This window comes from Candidatus Bipolaricaulota bacterium (assembly GCA_021159055.1).
Classification (GTDB): Bacteria; Bipolaricaulota; Bipolaricaulia; order UBA7950; family UBA9294; genus S016-54.
In genome coordinates, this window is the sequence record JAGGSO010000148.1 from 1 (window position 1) to 14,667 (window position 14,667).

The 14,667-nt window shown below is 60.3% G+C and carries 21 protein-coding genes; all 21 read left to right on the top strand.

Going from position 1 to position 14,667, the window contains the following annotated elements; all coding sequences use genetic code 11:
- A partial coding sequence (locus J7J55_07545; protein MCD6142547.1) for a transaldolase occupies window positions 1–451 on the top strand: 451 nt, incomplete at its 5' end.
- A gap of 449 nt (window positions 452–900) precedes the next feature.
- On the top strand, window positions 901–1,143 hold the full coding sequence (locus tag J7J55_07550; protein ID MCD6142548.1) for an AbrB/MazE/SpoVT family DNA-binding domain-containing protein: 243 nt from the start codon (window positions 901–903) through the stop codon (window positions 1,141–1,143).
- A complete protein-coding gene (locus tag J7J55_07555) occupies window positions 1,125–1,583 on the top strand; it encodes a PIN domain-containing protein (protein MCD6142549.1) in 459 nt (152 codons plus the stop codon). The genes J7J55_07550 and J7J55_07555 overlap by 19 nt, the downstream gene beginning before the upstream one ends.
- 134 nt (window positions 1,584–1,717) lie before the next feature.
- A complete protein-coding gene (locus tag J7J55_07560; GenBank protein ID MCD6142550.1) occupies window positions 1,718–2,173 on the top strand; it encodes a transcriptional repressor in 456 nt (151 codons plus the stop codon).
- The gene (gene mutM, locus J7J55_07565; GenBank protein ID MCD6142551.1) at window positions 2,166–2,948 is read left to right on the top strand and encodes a bifunctional DNA-formamidopyrimidine glycosylase/DNA-(apurinic or apyrimidinic site) lyase; all 783 of its coding nucleotides are present in this window, start codon (window positions 2,166–2,168) and stop codon (window positions 2,946–2,948) included. Before J7J55_07560 ends, mutM begins: the two co-directional genes overlap by 8 nt.
- 13 nt (window positions 2,949–2,961) lie before the next feature.
- Window positions 2,962–3,534, top strand: coding sequence for a rubrerythrin family protein (locus J7J55_07570; protein MCD6142552.1), 573 nt, complete (start codon window positions 2,962–2,964; stop codon window positions 3,532–3,534).
- Between the two features lie 20 nt (window positions 3,535–3,554).
- A complete protein-coding gene (locus J7J55_07575; protein MCD6142553.1) occupies window positions 3,555–4,223 on the top strand; it encodes a peroxiredoxin in 669 nt (222 codons plus the stop codon).
- 11 nt (window positions 4,224–4,234) lie between these two features.
- Complete coding sequence (locus J7J55_07580) at window positions 4,235–4,756, top strand: ferritin (GenBank protein ID MCD6142554.1); 522 nt, start codon at window positions 4,235–4,237, stop codon at window positions 4,754–4,756.
- A complete protein-coding gene (locus J7J55_07585) occupies window positions 4,753–5,271 on the top strand; it encodes a flavin reductase (GenBank protein MCD6142555.1) in 519 nt (172 codons plus the stop codon). Before J7J55_07580 ends, J7J55_07585 begins: the two co-directional genes overlap by 4 nt.
- Window positions 5,272–5,273: 2 nt before the next feature.
- Window positions 5,274–5,435, top strand: a complete 162-nt coding sequence (locus tag J7J55_07590; protein ID MCD6142556.1) for a rubredoxin — start codon at window positions 5,274–5,276, stop codon at window positions 5,433–5,435.
- Between the two features lie 74 nt (window positions 5,436–5,509).
- On the top strand, window positions 5,510–5,932 hold the full coding sequence (locus J7J55_07595) for an Rrf2 family transcriptional regulator (GenBank protein ID MCD6142557.1): 423 nt from the start codon (window positions 5,510–5,512) through the stop codon (window positions 5,930–5,932).
- On the top strand, window positions 5,929–7,095 hold the full coding sequence (locus J7J55_07600; GenBank protein ID MCD6142558.1) for a DUF438 domain-containing protein: 1,167 nt from the start codon (window positions 5,929–5,931) through the stop codon (window positions 7,093–7,095). The genes J7J55_07595 and J7J55_07600 overlap by 4 nt, the downstream gene beginning before the upstream one ends.
- 27 nt (window positions 7,096–7,122) lie before the next feature.
- Window positions 7,123–8,412 carry a hydroxylamine reductase gene (gene hcp, locus J7J55_07605; protein MCD6142559.1) on the top strand — a complete coding sequence of 430 codons (1,290 nt, stop codon included), beginning with the start codon at window positions 7,123–7,125 and terminating at the stop codon, window positions 8,410–8,412.
- Between the two features lies 1 nt (window position 8,413).
- Window positions 8,414–9,586 (top strand): FprA family A-type flavoprotein, encoded by a 1,173-nt coding sequence (locus J7J55_07610; protein ID MCD6142560.1) that lies wholly within the window; start codon window positions 8,414–8,416, stop codon window positions 9,584–9,586.
- Window positions 9,583–10,356 (top strand): ABC transporter ATP-binding protein, encoded by a 774-nt coding sequence (locus J7J55_07615; GenBank protein ID MCD6142561.1) that lies wholly within the window; start codon window positions 9,583–9,585, stop codon window positions 10,354–10,356. Before J7J55_07610 ends, J7J55_07615 begins: the two co-directional genes overlap by 4 nt.
- A complete protein-coding gene (locus tag J7J55_07620) occupies window positions 10,337–11,434 on the top strand; it encodes a SufD family Fe-S cluster assembly protein (protein MCD6142562.1) in 1,098 nt (365 codons plus the stop codon). The genes J7J55_07615 and J7J55_07620 overlap by 20 nt, the downstream gene beginning before the upstream one ends.
- A gap of 28 nt (window positions 11,435–11,462) precedes the next feature.
- Entirely contained in the window at window positions 11,463–11,966 is a 504-nt protein-coding gene (locus J7J55_07625) for a rubrerythrin family protein (protein ID MCD6142563.1), read from the top strand.
- A 12-nt stretch (window positions 11,967–11,978) separates the two neighbouring features.
- Complete coding sequence (locus J7J55_07630) at window positions 11,979–12,308, top strand: desulfoferrodoxin (GenBank protein ID MCD6142564.1); 330 nt, start codon at window positions 11,979–11,981, stop codon at window positions 12,306–12,308.
- Between the two features lie 14 nt (window positions 12,309–12,322).
- The gene (locus J7J55_07635; GenBank protein ID MCD6142565.1) at window positions 12,323–12,442 is read left to right on the top strand and encodes a desulfoferrodoxin FeS4 iron-binding domain-containing protein; all 120 of its coding nucleotides are present in this window, start codon (window positions 12,323–12,325) and stop codon (window positions 12,440–12,442) included.
- Between the two features lie 240 nt (window positions 12,443–12,682).
- Entirely contained in the window at window positions 12,683–13,735 is a 1,053-nt protein-coding gene (msrA, locus tag J7J55_07640) for a peptide-methionine (S)-S-oxide reductase MsrA (protein MCD6142566.1), read from the top strand.
- 169 nt (window positions 13,736–13,904) lie between these two features.
- Window positions 13,905–14,667: redoxin domain-containing protein (locus J7J55_07645; GenBank protein ID MCD6142567.1), on the top strand; the 763-nt coding region annotated here is incomplete at its 3' end.

Here is a 14,667-nt window from a genome sequence, read left to right on the forward strand (position 1 = left end):
CTATGAGGGTCTTAAAGCCATTAGAACTTTGGCAAAGCGGGGAATCCCTACTAACGCGACGCTTGTAATGACTCCTGGGCAAGCTCTCTTGGCGGCAAAAGCGGGCGCAAGTTACGTGAGTCCATTTGTAGGACGAGTTGACGATTATTTTGCAGGACATCCTGAATTAGCGGAGTCTTCTAAAGGTTTGCAGGGAGGGATAGACGTAGTACGAAGTATAAGAAAGATCTTTCAGAACTATGATTTCATGACTAAAATCATCGCAGCAAGTATAAGGAATCCGCGGCATGTCCGGGAATCTGCTGAAGCAGGTGCTGAGATTGCTACGATTCCATTTAAAGTTCTCAAGGCTATGTTGCGACATGATAAAACCCAGGAAGGCATCATCCGGTTTACTCGAGATGTGGTCCCCGAGTATAAAGGATTATTTAAGGGGATAGCACCTTCTTGAGAGAAAAAGTGGTTCCTTACCGTTTCATGTGGGGGTAACATAAGCGGGAGTTTTCCAGCGATGAGGTACTCCTTCCTGTCTTCTACAATTGTGAATTTGGAGCTGCCCCTTAAATAGCATTATCTGGGTTGAGGTCTTGGCAGTGAAGCAAGCTTAATTCGAATTATTGTTGGCGCCGCAAATTTGCCCCAAAGGTAAAGGTAGAAGATGGGTTTCACTAAGTGTAAGGGATGGGAGAATGTGGACAGGGTGTGATAATCGCAACTACCCCGTGCTACCGCATCATCACTGCGATCATCAAGCCTGAATGATAATCCGATTGGGAGCAAAGGTTAATCCATGCTGGCATACTGGGTTAATCACTGATGGATAACGGTGTTGGATTTCGTTTTACAATTTACTATAATGACAAGCGCAAACAAATAAAGTAAAGCGCGAGGTATGGGACAATGCAGATAGCGAAGGTGAGTGGAAAATATCAGATAGTCATCCCCAAGAGAGTGAGAGAGGCGCTCGGTCTCCGCCCCGGAGATCGGCTCCTTATCAGCGTTGAAGATGACAAAGCGGTGCTGCGTCTCCAGCCGCGGAGCTACGCCGACCACCTGCGCGGCCTGCACAAGGAGGTTTGGCAGGGGATCAATCCCGCCGACTATCTAAACGAAGAGAGGGACTCTTGGGCGCAAGGGCACTGAAGGATCTTCTCACCAAGCACGAGCGGATTGGGGCGGATACGATGGTCTTCATCTATCACTTAGAGGACCATTCCGTTTACGCTCCACTTACTACCCCCATCTTCGAGGCATGGGAAGCGGGCAAGAACATCGGAGTAACTTCAGTGATCACCCTTATGGAGATCCTTGTCCTTCCTAAGCGGTTGGGAAAAGCAAAATTAGCCCGTGACTACCGGGAGTTGTTGCTTACTTATCCTAATTTGCTCATTGTAGGAATAGACGCCAAGACCGTGGATATCGCCTCCGACCTGAGGGCGAAATACGGAATAAGGACACCTGATGCACTCCAACTGGCAGCAGCGGTGCAAGCCGGAGCGAGCGGATTTATTACGAATGACGCACGGTTCAAACAGGTCGACGAAGGGATAGAAATCATCCTGTTGGACGATTTCATCGATTGAGAAGTCTACTGAAACCGTAGAAGCCTGGCTATACCAGGAATTGTCGTCCCCCTCTTCGTGCAGAACGATGTCCTCTCAAGAAAGGTATTAAATTTCTTCTTGCTTTAGAATTAGTATTAAATTATACTTTGGTTATGATGACGCCTGAGGAACGGATCGAGAGGTTGAGAAACGTGGGCCTGACCCCGACACCGCAGCGGTTGGCTGTCCTTGAATACTTGGATGGGAACCGCTCCCATCCCACTGCGGACGAGATCTATCGCGCGGTGCACGCCAAGCACCCAACGATCGTCAAGGCGACGGTGTATAACGCCCTCTCCGCCCTGAAGAAAGTCGGGGTGGTGCACGAGCTCACGATCGAGCGCGAGGCGGCGCGCTATGAGGCGAATATTTCACCCCACCCGCACTTCATGTGCCGAGTATGCGGGAAGATCTACGACATTGACTTGCCATGCATGGTTCGTCCCGGGGATGAAGTGGACGGGCATCGGGTGGAGACGGTGCATACCTACATCTACGGAGTATGTGCTGCCTGCCGCGAAATCGAAAAAACTAAGAATAAATCCAAGCCGGGAGGTAAGGATGCCTGAGCTTCCCGAGGTGGAGACGATCGTGCGCGGGCTGCGCGAGGCGATCACCGGGGCGACGGTGGAGAAGCTCCAGGTGATCGATCCGCGGATCTCCCTTCCGGAGAAGGAGATCATCGGGAAGAGGATCGCCGCCATCGAGCGCAGGGGAAAATACATCGTCTTCAAGCTCGCTCCGAGCGGGGCGCTCATCTTCCATCTGCGTATGTCCGGGCGGCTCCTCCGCGTCTGCGCCGAGGGGGAGGGGCGCTACTCCCGCCTCGTCCTCCACCTCGATTCCGGGGTCCTCAGGTTCGTCAACCCACGCCGGCTGGGAACGGTCGAGTACTCCGCGAACGGCTTTCCCCATGAGCTAGGGGTAGAGCCGCTCTCGGATGCGTTCACCGTCCACCAGTTGCGGCGACTCCTCGCCGGGAGCCGCCGTCCGGTCAAGCCCTTCCTGATGGACCAGCGGAAGATCGCCGGGTTGGGGAACATCTACGCCTCCGAGGCGCTGTGGCGGGCGGAGATCGATCCACGGCGGACGGCGAACACGATAACCGCCAAGGAAGCACGCGCCCTGCACAGGGGGATAGTGAGCGTGTTGCAAGAAGCGATCGAGCACATGGGAACGACGTTCTCCGATTATCGCGATTCCGATGGTAACAAGGGTGGGTTTCAGGACTTTCTCGCGGTATACGGAAAAGAGGGGCGGAAGTGCTCCCGCTGCGGGACGGAGATCATACGGATCAACCAGGGAGGGCGGTCGACCTACCTCTGCCCTGGGTGCCAGAAATAGGAAGGAGGAATCAATGGAACTTAAAGGAACGAAGACGGAGAAGAACCTGCTCACCGCGTTCGCCGGCGAGTCACAGGCGCGGAACCGCTACACCTACTTCGCCAGCCAGGCGAAGAAGGACGGGTTCGTGCAGATCCAGGCGATCTTCGAGGAGACGGCAAACCAGGAGAAGGAGCACGCCAAACGGCTGTTCAAGTTCCTGAACGGAGGCGAAGTGAAGATCGAGGCCACATTCCCGGCTGGCGTGATCGGAACGACCGCGGAGAACTTGAGAGCCGCGGCCGAGGGCGAGCACTACGAGTGGGAGCAGATGTACCCGGCATTCGCGCAGGAAGCGCGCGCCGAGGGCTTCCCGGAGATCGCACAGGTGTTCGAAGCGATCGCCGTGGCGGAGAAGCAGCACGAAAGGCGCTACCTGGGGCTGCTGAAGAACGTGGAAGCGGGGACGGTGTTCAAGAAGGATCAGCCCGTGGTCTGGCGCTGCCGCAACTGCGGCTACGTCCACACCGGGCCGGAAGCACCGCAGGAGTGTCCGGCGTGTGCTCATCCCCAGGCGCACTTCGAGCTTCTGGCCGAGAATTGGTAAACGATAAGGAGGTAATTGACATGACGGACAACACCTTACAGGTTCAGGAAGCGGCGGGAATTCCCCTTCTCGGGGACCGGTTCCCACAGATGGAAGTACAGACGACACACGGGGTGATGCGCCTCCCGGAAGTGTTCAATGGGAAGTGGTTTCTCCTGTTCAGCCACCCGGCCGATTTCACCCCGGTGTGTACCACCGAGTTTGTAGCGTTCCAGAAGCGCTACGACAAGTTCAAGGAGCTCGATACTGAGCTGATCGGCCTCTCGATCGATCAAGTCTTCTCCCACATCAAGTGGATCGACTGGATCAAGGACAACCTGAACGTGGAGATTCAGTTTCCGATCATCGCCGGAACCGAGGCGATCGCGGCCAAGCTCGGCCTGATCCATCCGGGTAAAGGGACGAACACCGTCCGCGCGGTGTTCATCGTCGACCCAAACGGGATCATCCGCGCGATCATGTACTACCCCCAGGAGCTCGGCCGGAACATGGACGAGTTCCTCCGGATGATCAAGGGGTTCCAGGTCGCCGACCGCGAGGGGGTCGCGATCCCGGCGAACTGGCCGAACAACGAACTGGTCGGGGACGAGGTGATCATCCCACCGGCGAGCGACGTCGAGACGGCGCGGAAGGTCGTGAATGAGTACGAGTGCTACGATTGGTGGCTCTGCCACCGGAGACTCTCCTAAAGGAGGCGATGATGATCGGAAAGCGGATGCAGGATGCGATGAACGAGCAGATCAAGCACGAGCTCGAGTCGGCCTATCTCTATCTGGCGATGGTCGCCTACTTCCGGGCCGAGGGCCTGGATGGGATGGCAAGCTGGATGGAGGTTCAGACCCAGGAAGAGGTCGCGCACGCGATGCGGTTCTTCAACTACATCAACGAGCGCGGTGGTCGGGTCGAACTGAAGGGGCTCGCTGAGCCGCAAAAGGAGTGGGAGTCCCCGCTTGCCGCGTTCGCGGCGGCGTACGAGCACGAGCAATTCATCACCGGCAAAATCAACGAGCTGGTGAAGATCGCTGACGAGGAGAACGACAACGCGGCGAAGATCATGCTCCAGTGGTTCGTCTCCGAGCAGGTGGAGGAGGAGGACTCGACCAAGAAGGTCGTCGATCTCCTGAAGCGGGTCGGAGATTCCGGCCATGGCCTGATTATGGTCGACCGCGAGCTCGGGACGCGGAAGCTCGCCCCGACGAGCGGAGAAGGGGACGCGGAGTGAGCCGGTTCGAGATCGCATCCGATCCGGCGGAGCTGAACCGGACCCTGTTCGAGGTGACGCACGGGCTGTACGTCCTCACCGCGCTCCGCGATGGAAAGGCTAACGGCCAATGCCTCGACGCGGCGATGCAGGTGACGAACTCCCCGCCGCGGATCGCGATCGGGGTGGGGAAGAGATCCCTCACCCACGCGATGATCGCCGGGACCGGCAAGTTCGTCCTGAACGCGCTGGACAGATCTGACCCGAAGTGCCTGGACGTGATCCGGCACTTCGGGTTCCAGTCCGGCCGGGACGTCGACAAGTTCGCCGACTTCCCGTACGAACCGGGGGAGAACGGCTCTCCGATCCTCCCGAATGCGAAGGCGTTCTGGGAGTGCACTGTCCTCCCGGAGTTCACCGTCGACCTCGGGACTCACACCCTGTTCGTAGCAGCGGTCGATCGGGCCGGGGTCCACGAGGACGGCGAGCCGCTGACCTACAACGAGTACCGAAAGACGATGAGAAACAGGAGGTAGGAATGGAAAAGTGGGTATGTACTGTCTGCGGATATGTCTACGATCCGGAAAAGGGAGATCCGGACAGTGGGATCGCCCCCGGCACCCCGTTCGCGGAAATCCCCGACGACTGGGTCTGCCCGGTCTGCGGCGTGCGCAAGGACATGTTCGAAAAACAAGACTGATCGCTGGATGTACCTCCTTGAAAGCCGAGGCTCCAGCGGTATAATAGGATAAAAAGATCGTTTTATCTGGAGGAATGGTGCTCTACTCGCTGACGACGAAGTACGCGGTGATCGCTCTGGTCGAGCTCGCCTCTCGGGAAGGACCGGTGCCGGTGAAGGAGATCGCGCAGGCGCGCGACATCCCTCCCTACTTCCTCGCCAAGCTGATCCCGCCGCTGGTGCGGGCCGGGATCTTGACCTCAACCCGGGGGAAGAACGGGGGGGTGGAGTTCGCCCGCGATCCAAGCGACGTCTCTCTGGCGGATGTGGTCCAGGTGATCGAGGGGAATGAGTACTTTCGGGAGTGCGTGTTCGAGCTCGACCGCTGCGACGGAGACCCGAGCTGTCCGCTTCACGATGTGTGGGACCCGCTCCGCGATGAGATCTCTCGGTTCCTCCACGAGACGACGATCAAATTCGTAGCCGATAAGCTGGCCACAGCCAAGGAGGCACAATGAGCGAACTGATATCGACCCAAAGGAAGGAAGCGCTGCGCAAGATCCTCTCCCGCCTGCATGCAGGAGAGGACCCCGCGGCCTTGAAGGATGAGTTCCAGGACCTGCTGCGCGACGTGACTCCGCTCGAGATATCCCAGATCGAGGCGGAGCTCGTCAAGGAGGGGGTGCCGCGGGAGGAGCTAATGAGCCTGTGCGACGTGCACATGGCCCTGTTTAAGGATTCGCTGGCCCAAGGCCCGAAGGTTCCGGATTGGCATCCGATCAAGATCCTGCTGGAGGAGCATGAGGGGATGCTGGGGGCGGCCGAGCGGATCTGGAACCTCGCCCGTGCAGGGGGTAAGAGCGACGAGCTGCCCGCGCTGGCGGAGAAGCTCGCGGATACCGAGTCCCATTACCAGCGCGAGGAGAACGTCCTGTTCCCGTACCTGGAGCGCCACGGGATCACCGAGCCGCCGGCGATCATGTGGATGGAGCACGACCGGATCCGCGCCGAGCGCAAGGGGGTGATCTCCCTGATCGAGGAAGGTGCTCCGGAAAAGCTCCTCGCGGTGAAGGCGAAGGGCCTGTACGAGCTTTTTGCCGAGCACTTTCAGAAGGAGGGGAAGATCCTGTTCCCGAGCGCACTCGAGGTGATCACCGAGACGGAATGGAGGAAGATCCGCCGTGAGTTCGATGAGATCGGCTACACCCCGTTCGCGTCGAAAGTCCCTCCGGCGCCCGCGGTCGATGCAGAGCTCGAAGCGGAGGGCGAGGCCGGTGAGATCAGGTTCGCCGCTGGGTCATTGTCACCGCAGGAGATCGAAGCGATCTTCGATAACCTTCCGGTCGACATCACGTTCATCGACAAGGATGACCGCGTCCGCTACTTCAACCAGGCGCCGGACCGAATCTTCGTCCGCAGCCCGGCGATCGTCGGGCGGGCGGTACAGAACTGCCACCCGCAGAAGAGCGTGGCGATCGTGAATCGGATCCTGGAGGAGTTCAAGGCCGGGACGCGGGATGTGGCGGAGTTCTGGATCAACATGGGAGACAAGACGGTCTACATCCGTTACTTCCCGGTGCGGGACGGAAACGGCGAGTACCTCGGCACGCTCGAGGTCACTCAGGACATAACCAAGATAAAGTCGCTCGCCGGGGAGAAGCGACTCCTCGACGAGGCCTAAGGAGGAACGATGACAGAAGGACTGAAGATGTTCTGTTACCAGTGCTCGCAGACCGTGGGCGGAACCGGGTGCACGGTACAGGGGGTGTGCGGGAAGACCGCGACCGTGGCCCGGCTGCAGGATAACCTGCTCCTCGCGACCAAGGGGATGTCGGCCTACCTCTACCACGCCCGCGAGCTCGGCTACACCGACCCGGAGATCGACGCGTTTCTCGAGCGCGTCTTCTACGCGACGTTCACCAACGTCAACTTCGACGCCGAAGACCTGGTCCGATTTGCAGTCGAGGCCGGGGAGATGAACCTGCGCACGATGCGTCTCCTCAAGAAGGCGCACATCGATACGTTCGGCGAGCCGGAACCGACGCAGGTAAAGACCGGGACGGTGCCGGGACACGCGATCATCGCCACCGGCCACGGGCTGAAGGCGCTGCACGAACTGCTGAAACAGACAGAAGGAACGGGGATCAACGTCTATACCCACTCCGAGCTCCTTCCGGCACACGGCTATCCCGGCCTGAAGCGCTACGATCATCTCGTCGGAAACCTGGGTAAATCATGGTTCGATCAAAAGAAGCTGTTCTCAGAAGTGCCAGCAGCGATCCTCGGAACGTCGAACTGCGTGTTGCTGCCGAAGGACGACTACAAGGATCGGATGTTCACCACCGGCCCAGCGAAGCTCCCCGGCGTGACCCACATCCCGGGATACGACTACTCGGCGGTGATCGAGAAGGCGCTGTCGCTCCCCGAGCTTCCGGATGCACCGGGGGATGTGACCCTGACCACCGGGTTCTCCCTCAAGGCGATCCTCCCGCTCGCAGATAAAATCAAGTCGTTGGTAGAATCCGGGAAGATCAGGCACTTCTTCCTCGTCGGGGGATGCGACGCCCCGCTGCGCAAATCGACGTATTATCGGGAATTTGTGCAGGCCCTCCCGTCCGACACGATCGTTCTCACCCTCGCCTGCGGGAAGTTCCGGTTCAACGACCTCGACCTCGGAGATATCGACGGGATCCCGCGGCTGATCGACCTCGGCCAGTGCAACGACTCGATCGTGGCGGTAGACATCGCCCAGGCGCTCGCCGAACTGTTCGGGGTCGGGGTGAACGATCTTCCGCTCACCCTCGTCCTGTCGTGGATGGAGCAGAAGGCGGTCGCGATCCTGTGGTCGCTCCTCGCCCTCGGGATCAAGGGGATCTACCTCGGTCCGATCCTCCCGGCGTGGGTGAACGACGACATCCTCAAGGTCCTCCAGGATAGCTACGACCTGCGGCTGATCGGCGATCCGCAGGAGGACATCTCGCGAATGCTCGGAGGTTGAAGTGAAACCAAGAAAGATCAGCGAACGGGTGAGCTTCCTCGGGGCGCAGGACTTCGATCGAAGGCTGTTCGACGAGCTGATCCCGCTTCCCGACGGGACGAGCTACAACGCCTATCTCATCAAGGGGAGTGAGAAGACCGCACTCATCGATACCGTCGACCCGGAAAAGAGCGACGTTCTCCTGGACCAGCTCGCCGGGGTGGAATCGCTCGACTACCTGGTCTGCCAGCACGTGGAGCAGGACCACTCCGGAACGATCCCGCAGGTCCTGGCGCGGTATCCCGACGTCCAGGTGCTGGCGAGCCCGAAGGCAAAATCGATGCTCGTCGATCACCTCCATCTCGATCCGGAGAAAATCACGGAGGTGGGAGACGGGGAGACGGTCTCCCTCGGGGATCGGACCCTCGAGTTCATTCACGCCCCGTGGGTCCACTGGCCGGAGACGATCCTCACCTACCTGCGCGAGGAGGAGATCCTGTTCACGTGTGATTTGTTCGGATCACATCTGGCGACGACTGAGATCTACGCGCACGACCGGGTTCGCGTCTACGAGGCGGCGAAGCGCTACTACGCCGAGATCATGATGCCGTTTCGGAGGATCATCGAAAAGCACCTGACCCGCTTGGAGAACTATGCGATCGAGATGATCGCCCCGAGCCACGGTCCGGTCTACGACGATCCGTCGTTCATCATCGACGCCTACCGCAGCTGGGTCCTCGACCCGCCGGGAAACCTCGTCGTCCTCCCTTATGTCTCGATGCACGGGAGCACGGAGCTGATGGTGGAATACCTGACCTCCGCCCTCGTCGAGCGCGGGGTCGAGGTTGCGCCGTTCAACCTGACGGTGACCGACACAGGCAAATTCACAGAGGCACTTGTCGACGCCGCCACGATTGTCTTCGGGACCCCGACGGTCCTGACCGGACCGCATCCGAGCGTCGTCTCCGCGGCGTACCTCGTCGCCGCGCTGCGGCCGAAGCTGAAGTATGCGGCGATCATCGGCTCGTACGGCTGGGGCGGGAAGGCGGTCGAGGCGGTCAAATCCCTCACCGCTTCGCTCAACCTGGAATGGCTCGATCCGGTGATGGTGAAGGGGCTGCCGCGGGACGAGGACTACGCCAAGCTCGATCGCCTCGCCGATGAGATCGCCGCCCGCCACAAGGAGATAACATGACCGGAACGCCGCTACTGGAAATCGATAACCTTGCGGTGAGCATCGGCGATGAGCCGCTTCTGTCCGGGATCAACATGACCGTTCAGCCGGGAGAGATCCACGTCATCTTCGGGCCGAACGGCTCGGGAAAGTCGAGCCTGATCAAGACGATCATGGGGCTGCCACCGTATCGGGTCGTCTCCGGTGACATCCGGTTCGAGGGAGAGTCGATCCTCGACCTTCCGATCGATGCCCGGGCGCGGCGCGGGATCGGGCTCGCGTTCCAGCAGCCCCCGGCGGTGCGCGACGTCTCGCTCTCCGCACTGGCGAAGGCGCTGAAGCTGGATAAAGAAAGGCTCGCCGAAGCGGCTGACTCCCTCGGGATGAGGCATCACCTCGATCGCGGGCTGAACGACGGGTTCTCCGGCGGGGAACAGAAGCGGGGTGAGCTCCTCCAGCTCCTGCTGCAGCGACCGCGGCTGGTGCTCCTCGACGAGCCGGAGTCCGGGGTCGATGTCGACAGCCTGAAGCTCCTGCGCGGGGTGATCGAGCGCCTGTTCCAGCGGGATCTCCCGATCCGGGAGCGGACGGTGGGCGGGATCATCGTCACCCACACCGGGTCGATCCTCGAGCACCTGCACGCCACGCGCGGCTACGTCCTCGTCGACGGACGGATCATGTGCTCGGGGGCGCCGCTCGACATATTCGATCAGATCTCGAAGCACGGGTTCGGAAACTGCCTTGCCGAGGCGCGAATAAAGGAGCGGATTCATGACTTCCTCAAGGGATAAGATCGATCTACGGAGGGTCGGCTACGACGATTCCGGTGAGACCCCACGCTCGGCGTCGTTCATGCTCGAGGACGACACCACCCGCGTCGCTGCATCCAACGAGCGGAAGCTCGTGATGGCCTCGATCCGCCAGGCGCGGAAGGAACATCCGTGGGTGAGGGAGCTCGAGTGGAGCCTGGTCGACCCCGATACCGACGAGTTCACCCGGATCGTGGCGGACCATCCCGATCCGGCGGGGAACTTCATCCACGTCAAAGAGGGGGCGAAGATCAGGTTCCCGGCCCAGTCCTGTTTCCTGCTGAAAGCAGATCGAAACGAGCAGGTGTTGCATAACGTGATCGTGCTCGAGCCGGGCGCGGAGCTTCACCTGATCACCGGGTGCACCGCCGCGTCGTACTCCAACGCCGGCCGCCACATCGCGGTGACCGAGATCTTCGTCCGGGAGGGGGCGACCCTCACCTATACCATGGTGCACGACTGGGCCCCGGAGGTGGAGGTCCGCCCGCGGACCGGGATCGCGGTCGAGGCGGGGGGAACCTATCTTTCGAACTACATCGCCCTCACCCGGGTCAAGCACATCGACACCAACCCGCTCGCTATAGTTGAGTCGGGCGGCACGGCGCGGTTCAACTCGATCATCTACGCCAAGGGTGGCTCGCACTTCGACGTCGGCGGGAGGATCAGGCTGACGGGCGCCGGTGCCCGCGGTGAGATCACAAGCCGGGTGGTGGCAACCGCAAGCAGCGTGGTCTCGCGCGGGCTGATCGAGGGGGGAAGTGCCGACACCAAGGGGCACATGGAGTGCAACGGGATCATGCTCGATGCCGAGGCGGTGATCCACGCGGTCCCCGAGCTCAAGGCAACCCATCCTGATACCGAGCTGTCGCACGAGGCGGCGGTGGGGAAGATCGCGGGAGAGCAGCTGAACTACCTGATGAGCCGTGGCCTCACCGAGGAACAGGCGCGAGCGCTGATCATCCGCGGATTTTTAGATGTGAAGATCAAGGGGCTGCCAACATCACTGCAGAAGGTGATCGACACGATGATCGAGCAGGCGATGAGCAAAGAAGCGATTTAAAACCAAAAAGGCAAAAGGAGGTCAATATATGCGTCCGATGACGGAAGAGAACCTGAAGGCGGCGTTTGCCGGCGAGTCACAGGCGCACATGCGCTACCTGATCTTCGCCGAGCAGGCAGAAAAGGAAGGGAAGAGAAACCTGGCGCGGCTGTTCCGCGCGATCGCCTACGCCGAGCAGGTGCACGCGACGAACCACTATCGCGAGCTCGGACTGATCGGCGATTCTCCGAGCAACCTGCAGGAGGCGATAAACGGCGAGACGTTCGAGGTGAAGGAGATGTACCCGGCGTACGACGCGGTGGCGAAGCTCCAAGGCGAGAGCGGTGCGACCCGCTCGATCCACTACGCCCTCGAGGCAGAGAAGATCCACGCCGGGATGTACGCGGAAGCGAAGAGAAAGGCCGACGCAGGAGCCGACGTCGAGATCGGGAAGGTCTACATCTGCCCGATCTGCGGCTACACAGTTGAGGGCGAGGCCCCGGACAAGTGCCCGGTGTGCGGTGCCCAGCGTGAATCGTTCAGAGAATTTTAAAGGAGGCAACAGATGAGACTTGGTGAACTGATAAAGACTGGAGCACAGGAAGGAAAAGAGAAGCACGTCCCGGTGATCGAGATCATTGACGGTGGGAAAGCGGTGAAGATCACGGTGGGGAAGGAAGTCCCGCATCCGAACACGATCGAGCATCACATCAAGTGGATCGCCCTGTTCGGGGTCAAGGACGGGCGGGCGGTGCACATTGCGACGTTCGACCTCGGTCCGACCTATGGAATCCCCGAGGTGACCGCACACGTGAATACAGAAGGACTGTCTGAACTGATCGCGGTCGAGTACTGCAACCTGCACGGGCTGTGGGAGAGTTCGCTCACCCTATAGAGGAGGTGATTAACATGGCGGAAGAAGGGAAGACCTACGTCTGCGACATCTGCGGGCAGGAAGTGAAGGTGACCAAGGCCGGAGCAGGGACGCTCGTCTGCTGCAACCAGCCGATGCACCCAAGAGAAGGTTAGAGCCGCGTTTGCGGATGAGAACACGGGCCCGGAGGACGAAGGAACGGAGCGGCGGGAGGGGCCTTCTCCCCTCCCGCCCCGGCCCCGCGATCTGGAAAAGAGGACTGAGGGAAGATGAACAAGGCGGGGAAAAGGACCTTCGCAAAGTGGATCGGTCTGGCGATCGTCATCGGGGTGGCGCTGTGGGCAATCGCCTCGATCCCGCCGGCGTCGAACTTACAGGAAGTCGGGAGGTACACGATGGTTGAGCAAGCTCCGACTGCGAAGGATGAAGTCCGACCGACTCGCGGGACGGGCGGCGAACTGGCCACTTTCGCCGGGGGGTGCTTCTGGTGCATGGAAGCGCTTTTCGAGCCGCTTCCCGGCGTACTGGACGTAACGTCGGGGTACACCGGAGGGAGCGTACCCAACCCGACCTACGAAGAAGTCTCTACCGGTGCCACCGGGCACTTCGAGGCGGTTCTGGTGCGGTACGAACCGACCCGGATTTCGTATCGTCGGTTGCTGGAAGCGTATTGGAAGCACATAGACCCCACTGATTCTGCCGGGCAGTTCTACGATCGCGGGAGCCAGTACCGCACGGCGATCTTCTACCACGATGAGGAACAGAAGCGGCTCGTGGAAGAATCGAAGCGGGCGCTGGAGGAGTCCGGCATCTTCGATGAGCCCATAGCCACCATGATCATACCGGCTGGGGAATTCTACCCTGCTGAGGCGTACCACCAGGATTACTACCGGGAAAACCCGGAGCGATTCCGGGTCTACGTCGACGCCTCCGGGAAGGAGCGGTTCTTGGAGGATGTGTGGAGAGGACACGCGGACTTCCGGTTCTTCCCGGAGAAGCCGTGGATGCGATTCGAGAAGCCGCCGCAGGAAGAGCTCAGGCGGATTCTGACGCCGCTGCAGTACTCCGTCACTCAGGAAAACGGCACGGAGCCCCCTTTCCGCAACGAATATCGGGATAACCATCGATTCGGTATCTACGTGGACGTGGTCTCCGGCGAGCCGCTCTTCAGCTCTCAGGACAAGTTCGCCTCAGGAACGGGCTGGCCCAGCTTCACAAGACCGCTGGAACCAGATAACATCCTTGAGCTGCAAGATGCGGACCTCGGCGTGGTTCGGGTCGAGGTGCGCAGCAGGCACGGAGATTCTCACCTCGGTCACGTGTTCCGCGACGAGCCTCCGCCGACGCATCTTCGCTACTGCATCAACTCAGCCGCCCTCCGGTTCGTTCCGGTCGAAGACCTGAAGAAGGAAGGATACGGCGAGTACCTGGAGCTGTTTAGGGAATAGAGTGCGCGGTCGGCCGTGCACTGCCGGACCGCCCCGATGCGGAGGTGGAGGGTCGGAGCGTGCAATGAGTACCGATGAATGACTTCTATGGGCAGAGCGCCACAGCGGGGAATCCTAGACACATCAACCCGTTATGGCAGTTGGAGAAAGCATTTGGGAGGTGAGAGCGATGCTATTCTATCAGGCCCCACAGTTTACCCTGCAATCTCACAGCGGGGAGGAGGTGCATTCGGCCAGATTTGCCGGCAAGTACCTCGTGCTCTACTTCTACCCCAAGGCGAACACCCCGGGCTGCACGCGCGAGGCACAGGACTTCACCGCCCTTCTCACCGACTTTCGCAAGCTCGATGCAGAGGTCGTCGGTGTGTCTCCGGACAAGCCGGAGGCACAGGCCAAGTTCGTTGCAGGAAAGGCGCTTTCCGTGACGATGCTCTCCGACCCGGACAAGGCACTGGCCCGCGAATTCGGAGCGCTGAAGGAGAATGGAGGGATCCTTCGCTCGACGTTCCTGATTGACCGGACCGGCGTCGTGCGGGCAGAGTGGAAGAAGGTCAAAGTCGATGACCACGCGCAGGCGGTGCTGGAGACGTTGAAGGCGCTGTACGAGTCGGATCGGCGGATCAACCCGTTGATCGCCGCCCGCCGCGCGCGCCGAGCCCTCTCCGAAGTCCCCGTATCCCGCGAGGAGATCGAAACCATGATTGAGGCGGCACACCTCGCCCCGTCCTGCTTCAACAACCAGCCGTGGCGGTTCCTCGCGATCGACGATCCGGAGATCCTGAAACAGGTGAAGGGGGCGATGCCCCGGGGGAACTATTGGACTGGCCCGGCCCCGGCGATCATCGCCGTATACTCCAAGCCCGACCTCGACTGCCAGCTCTCCGATCGACGCGATTACTACCAGTTCGGCTGTGGGATGGCGGTCGGGAACC

Excerpts from the sequence above, each read along its gene's own strand:
- J7J55_07550 (MCD6142548.1), top strand. The coding sequence starts at position 901 with ATGCAGATAGCGAAGGTGAGTGGAAAATATCAGATAGTCATCCCCAAG.
- J7J55_07560 (MCD6142550.1), top strand. The coding sequence starts at position 1,718 with ATGATGACGCCTGAGGAACGGATCGAGAGGTTGAGAAACGTGGGCCTG.
- mutM (MCD6142551.1), top strand. The coding sequence starts at position 2,166 with ATGCCTGAGCTTCCCGAGGTGGAGACGATCGTGCGCGGGCTGCGCGAG.
- J7J55_07570 (MCD6142552.1), top strand. The coding sequence starts at position 2,962 with ATGGAACTTAAAGGAACGAAGACGGAGAAGAACCTGCTCACCGCGTTC.
- J7J55_07575 (MCD6142553.1), top strand. The coding sequence starts at position 3,555 with ATGACGGACAACACCTTACAGGTTCAGGAAGCGGCGGGAATTCCCCTT.
- J7J55_07580 (MCD6142554.1), top strand. The coding sequence starts at position 4,235 with ATGATCGGAAAGCGGATGCAGGATGCGATGAACGAGCAGATCAAGCAC.
- J7J55_07590 (MCD6142556.1), top strand. The coding sequence starts at position 5,274 with ATGGAAAAGTGGGTATGTACTGTCTGCGGATATGTCTACGATCCGGAA.
- J7J55_07595 (MCD6142557.1), top strand. The coding sequence starts at position 5,510 with ATGGTGCTCTACTCGCTGACGACGAAGTACGCGGTGATCGCTCTGGTC.
- J7J55_07600 (MCD6142558.1), top strand. The coding sequence starts at position 5,929 with ATGAGCGAACTGATATCGACCCAAAGGAAGGAAGCGCTGCGCAAGATC.
- hcp (MCD6142559.1), top strand. The coding sequence starts at position 7,123 with ATGTTCTGTTACCAGTGCTCGCAGACCGTGGGCGGAACCGGGTGCACG.
- J7J55_07615 (MCD6142561.1), top strand. The coding sequence starts at position 9,583 with ATGACCGGAACGCCGCTACTGGAAATCGATAACCTTGCGGTGAGCATC.
- J7J55_07620 (MCD6142562.1), top strand. The coding sequence starts at position 10,337 with ATGACTTCCTCAAGGGATAAGATCGATCTACGGAGGGTCGGCTACGAC.
- J7J55_07625 (MCD6142563.1), top strand. The coding sequence starts at position 11,463 with ATGCGTCCGATGACGGAAGAGAACCTGAAGGCGGCGTTTGCCGGCGAG.
- J7J55_07630 (MCD6142564.1), top strand. The coding sequence starts at position 11,979 with ATGAGACTTGGTGAACTGATAAAGACTGGAGCACAGGAAGGAAAAGAG.
- J7J55_07635 (MCD6142565.1), top strand. The coding sequence starts at position 12,323 with ATGGCGGAAGAAGGGAAGACCTACGTCTGCGACATCTGCGGGCAGGAA.
- msrA (MCD6142566.1), top strand. The coding sequence starts at position 12,683 with ATGGTTGAGCAAGCTCCGACTGCGAAGGATGAAGTCCGACCGACTCGC.